Here is a 4,600-nt window from a genome sequence, read left to right on the forward strand (position 1 = left end):
GCCGATCGCGCCGGACAGCCGCGCCGATCATGCCGCCGACATGCTGAGGATGCTGAGCGGCAGCGTCGCCTCGACGGCGCTGGCGAAGGCGCTCGATACCTATCTCGTGACCGTCTGCGATCATGGCCTCAATGCGTCGACCTTTGCGACGCGCGTGGTGGCCTCGACGCAGGCCGGCCTGACATCCTCCGTGCTGGCCGGGCTCGGCGCGCTAAAGGGGCCGCTGCATGGCGGGGCGCCCGGTCCGGTGATCGAGATGCTGGATGCGATCCAGGCGCATGGCGATGCCGCCGGCTGGCTTCGCGACGAGATCTCGCACGGCAGGCGCATCATGGGTTTCGGGCACCGCATCTACCGTGTGCGCGATCCGCGCGCCGATGTGCTGAAGGCCGTCGTGCGGCAACTCGGCGGCGAGGGCGAAACCGGCCGCCGGCTGGCATTCGCGGAGACAGTGGAACAGGTAGCGCTCGACGTGCTGCGGATCGCCAAGCCGTCGCGCTCGCTGCAGACCAATGTCGAGTTCTACACCGCGCTGCTGTTGGAGGCGGCGGGCTTTCCGCCACAAACCTTCAGCAATGTCTTTGCCGCTGGGCGCGTCGCCGGCTGGATCGCGCATGCGCGCGAACAGCAGACGACCGGGCGGCTGATCCGCCCGCAGTCGCACTATGTCGGGCCGGTGCCGGAGCTGGCTGCCTGAGGCTTATCGGCGCCTGGCGAGCGACCGGCGATCCAAACGATATCCTCCTGGTGAGCGGCCGTGTGGCCGCTCATGACGAAAATTTCATCTCCTCAAAAATTCTGGCCGCTGTTATTGCGTCGCATTGAGCATATATGCTGCAGTGCAACATAAGCTCGCTCTTGCCGCAACCAGAGGACTCCGCCCTTGGCCGCCAGAAAAACCGCAGTCATCACCGGCTCCACATCGGGCATTGGCCTGGCCATCGCCCAGGCGTTGGCGGCCGAAGGCCATAATGTCGTCGTCAACTCTTTCTCCGACACGGCCGCCGACCACGCCATCACTGATGCGATCGCCAAACACCACGGGGTGAAAACCGCCTACATCAAGGCGGACATGTCGAAACCGGCGGAATGCCGGGCGCTTGTCGCCAAGGCGGCTGAGACATTCGGATCGGTCGATATCCTCGTCAACAATGCCGGCATCCAGCATGTCGCGCCGGTTGAGGACTTTCCGATCGAGAAATGGGACGCCATCATCGCCATCAACCTGTCGTCGGCGTTCCACACCATTGCAGCCGCGATCCCGCTGATGAAGGAGGCCGGCGGTGGCCGGATCGTCAACATCGCCTCGGCGCACGGCCTGGTCGCGTCGCCGTTCAAATCGGCCTATGTCTCGGCGAAGCATGGCATCATGGGTTTGACCAAGACCGTTGCACTCGAACTGGCGCGTGAAAAAATTACCTGCAACGCCATCTGCCCCGGATATGTGCTGACGCCGCTGGTCGAGGCGCAGATCCCCGACCAGATGAAAGCCCATCAGATGGATCGCGAGACCGTCATCCGTGAGGTCATGCTGGACAAGCAGCCGACCAAGGAATTCGTCACGGTGGAGCAGATCGCGGCAGCGGCGGTGTTCCTGTGCTCGGACGCGGCAGCGCAGGTCAACGGCACGCATCTCTCGGTCGATGGCGGCTGGACCGCCGCGTGAGGCGCAAAATCTTCTCATCTATCCAAAACGAACCAAGGACGACGCCATGACCAAAAACGGCAAGGCGGAGGAGACAAAGAAGAAGATCAACATCGCGCTTCAGGGCGGCGGCTCGCACGGGGCCTTTTCCTGGGGTGTGCTCGACCGCCTGCTGGAGGACGGACGGCTGGAGATATCAGCAGTGTCCGGCACCAGCGCCGGCGCCATGAACGCAGTGGCGCTGGCCGACGGATATGTGCGCGGAGGTGTCGAGGGAGCGCGGCAGAAACTTGACGATTTCTGGCGCGCGGTGGCGGCCAAGGGCCGGTTCAGCCCGGTACACCGCATGCCGTGGGATGTCGCCTGGGGCAACTGGTCGATCGAGAATACGCCTGGCTATGTCTTCTTCGACACCATGTCGCGGGTGTTCTCGCCCTATGTCGCCAATCCGCTCGGCTTCAACCCGCTGCGCGACGTGGTTCAGCAGGAGATCGATTTCGACAATGTCCGCGCCTGCAAGTCAATGGAACTGTTCATCTCGGCGACCAATGTCGAGACCGGACAGTTGCGCGTCTTTTCCGATGGCGAGATCGACCTCGACACGGTGATGGCCTCGGCCTGCCTGCCGCAACTGTTCCGTGCTGTCGAGATCAAGGGGGTGCCCTATTGGGATGGCGGCTATGGCGGCAACCCGGCGCTTTATCCGTTCTTCAAGACGGCTGCGACCGAGGACGTGCTTCTGGTGCAGATCAATCCGGTGGTGCGGGAGGGAACACCAAGAAGCGCCAACGAGATCCAGAACCGCATCGACGAGATCGCCTTCAACGCCGGGTTGCTGCGCGAATTCCGCTCGATCGCCTTCGTCAAGGAACTGATCGCCGCCGGCCGTCTGCCGCATGGCGAGTATCGCGATATCCGCATGCACCGCATCGATGCCGACGAGGCGTTCAAGGACCTGTCGGCGTCCTCGAAGGTCAACGCCGAATGGGCGTTTCTGACCTACCTGCGTGATCTCGGCCGCACCGCCGCCAGCGACTGGCTGGAAGAGAATTACGAGGCCGTCGGCAAGCGACCGACGCTCGATCTCTCCGGCGAACTCGATGACGGCTTCAAGCCGGTGCGCGGTCCGGCACCTGGCCGGCGGGTCAAGGAATTTCTTGCGGCGCGCAAGAACCCGGAGGCAGAGCGCCGGCGCGCCTGAGCGACCAATCAATGTGCATCGATTGGTCCGCAATCATGCCTTCAAGGTCAGGTCGATCACCCTGATCAGGGCAGCGGCCGCCTGCCGCTGTCCCTCCGGATCTCTGATCCGCGCCTTCATGCCTTCCAGCCCGTCGAGCAGCATGTCGGCAAGCAGTTGCGCCGACAGGCCTCTGGCCGCCAGGTCGACGCCGTTCCTGGCTGCCTCGCGCTCTATCGCGGTGCCGATGTGTTGGCCAAGCCCGCCGCGCCAGCAGCCTACCAGATCGCCAAGGCTCGATTTCATGTCCAGCAATTCGGCGCCGTGCGGCGAAGCAACGACCGCGCCCATCATCGAGATGAATGCCTCGTCGATGGCCCGCATCATGCGCTCGGTGAAAGGGCCGTCGCCGGATAGGGCAATCTTTGCCGCCTCGACCGAGCGTGACAGGATCATCATGGCGATGGCGCGGAAAATGTCGGTCTTGTTCTTGAACAGGAGATAGAGCGCCGGACGCGACATGTCTGCGGCGCGGGCGATGTCGTCCATGGTGGTGCGAGTGAAGCCATAGGCCAAAAACACCTTCATCGCGCCATCCAGGATGCGGACGCGTTTGGGATCTGTGGCGGCGATGTCTTCGATCCGGTTCATGGAGCAATTCTATCCTGCAAAATCCTATTTGACAAAATGACGAAATTTGTCAATCTGTATCGGAGCGAAACGGTCGAGAGGACGCTTCGCCTTGGCAGTGGACGACAACAAAGGGTATCCCCATGCGCCTTACCGTCGACGGTCAGTCTTTCGATATCGATGCCGATCCTGACATGCCGCTGCTGTGGGCGCTGCGCGATCTCATTGGCAAGACAGGGCCGAAATTCGGCTGCGGCATCGCCGCCTGCGGCGCCTGCACAGTTCATGTCGACGGTCAGCCGGTGCGTTCCTGCTCGCTCCCGGTTGGGCAGGTCAGCGGCGCTATCACGACCATTGAAGGCATCGGCACGGCGGGGAAGCTGCATCCGGTGCAGCAGGCATGGCTGGAGGAACAGGTCGCGCAATGCGGCTACTGCCAGGCCGGCCAGATCATGAGCGCGGTGGCGCTGCTCGACGAAGTCGCCAACCCAAGCGATGCCGACATCGACAATGCCATGGGCGGCAATCTCTGCCGCTGCGGCACCTATCCCAAAATCCGCTCGGCCATCAAGAAGGCCGCGGCGCTCAAGACGGCGGGTCTCTGACCATGGCCAGTGTCGGAAAGATCGCCCGCCGCACGTTTCTGATCGGCGCTGCCGCCGTCGCGGGCGGCGTTGCCGTCGGCTATTACTACTATCGCAAGCCTTTTCCGAACCCGCTCGAGGCCGAACTCGGCAAGGGCGAGGCGACGTTCAACCCCTATGTGAAGATCGGCGCCGACAACACCATCACCATCGTCGCGCCGCGCGCCGAGATGGGGCAAGGCATCTCGACGACGCTTGCCGCCATGGTCGCCGAAGAGCTCGATGTCGGCCTTGACCGGGTCAAGGTCGAGCATGGACCAGCATCCCATGCCTACTACAACGCCGCGATCCTCGAGGAGGGCGGTCCGTTCGCCTTCTTCGACGAGAGCATGACCGCGCAGGCGGTGCGCTCGGGTCTCGGCGTGGCCGGCAAGTTCCTTGCCCTGCAGGGCACCGGCGGTTCGGCTTCGACACGCGATGGTTTTGACAAGATGCGGCAAGCGGGTGCCGCTGCCCGGCAGATGCTGATCGCGGCTGCGGCGCAAGAACTGGGTGTTGCCG

Annotated in this window: 6 protein-coding genes; 5 read left to right on the forward strand and 1 reads right to left on the reverse strand. The window is 63.5% G+C overall.

Features of this window, described 5'->3' with window-relative positions:
* The 3 genes from EN964_RS25350 to EN964_RS25360 all read left to right on the forward strand — a co-directional run.
* Positions 1 to 697: citrate synthase (locus EN964_RS25350; protein ID WP_127276879.1), on the forward strand; the 697-nt coding region annotated here is incomplete at its 5' end.
* Positions 698 to 883: 186 nt separating this feature from the next.
* A complete protein-coding gene (locus EN964_RS25355; protein ID WP_127270166.1) occupies positions 884 to 1,666 on the forward strand; it encodes a 3-hydroxybutyrate dehydrogenase in 783 nt (260 codons plus the stop codon).
* Between the two features lie 46 nt (positions 1,667 to 1,712).
* Positions 1,713 to 2,846, forward strand: coding sequence for a patatin-like phospholipase family protein (locus tag EN964_RS25360; protein WP_127270167.1), 1,134 nt, complete (start codon positions 1,713 to 1,715; stop codon positions 2,844 to 2,846).
* A 33-nt stretch (positions 2,847 to 2,879) separates the two neighbouring features.
* Here EN964_RS25360 and EN964_RS25365 read toward each other — a convergent pair whose 3' ends face one another.
* Positions 2,880 to 3,476, reverse strand: a complete 597-nt coding sequence (locus EN964_RS25365; protein ID WP_127266910.1) for a TetR/AcrR family transcriptional regulator — start codon at positions 3,474 to 3,476, stop codon at positions 2,880 to 2,882.
* Between the two features lie 122 nt (positions 3,477 to 3,598).
* Between EN964_RS25365 and EN964_RS25370 the strand changes: the two genes are divergently transcribed.
* Positions 3,599 to 4,060: a (2Fe-2S)-binding protein gene (locus EN964_RS25370; protein ID WP_127266909.1), complete on the forward strand. Its 462-nt coding sequence runs from the start codon at positions 3,599 to 3,601 to the stop codon at positions 4,058 to 4,060.
* A gap of 2 nt (positions 4,061 to 4,062) precedes the next feature.
* Positions 4,063 to 4,600: molybdopterin cofactor-binding domain-containing protein (locus EN964_RS25375; RefSeq protein ID WP_164775982.1), on the forward strand; the 538-nt coding region annotated here is incomplete at its 3' end.

The organism is Mesorhizobium sp. M7A.F.Ca.CA.001.10.2.1 (assembly GCF_003998575.1).
Taxonomy (GTDB): Bacteria; Pseudomonadota; Alphaproteobacteria; order Rhizobiales; family Rhizobiaceae; genus Mesorhizobium.

What these genes read in the sequence shown, in the direction of transcription:
- EN964_RS25360 (WP_127270167.1), top strand. Translation starts at nt 1,713, where the DNA reads ATGACCAAAAACGGCAAGGCGGAGGAGACAAAGAAGAAGATCAACATC.
- EN964_RS25365 (WP_127266910.1), bottom strand. Translation starts at nt 3,476, where the DNA reads ATGAACCGGATCGAAGACATCGCCGCCACAGATCCCAAACGCGTCCGC.
- EN964_RS25370 (WP_127266909.1), top strand. Translation starts at nt 3,599, where the DNA reads ATGCGCCTTACCGTCGACGGTCAGTCTTTCGATATCGATGCCGATCCT.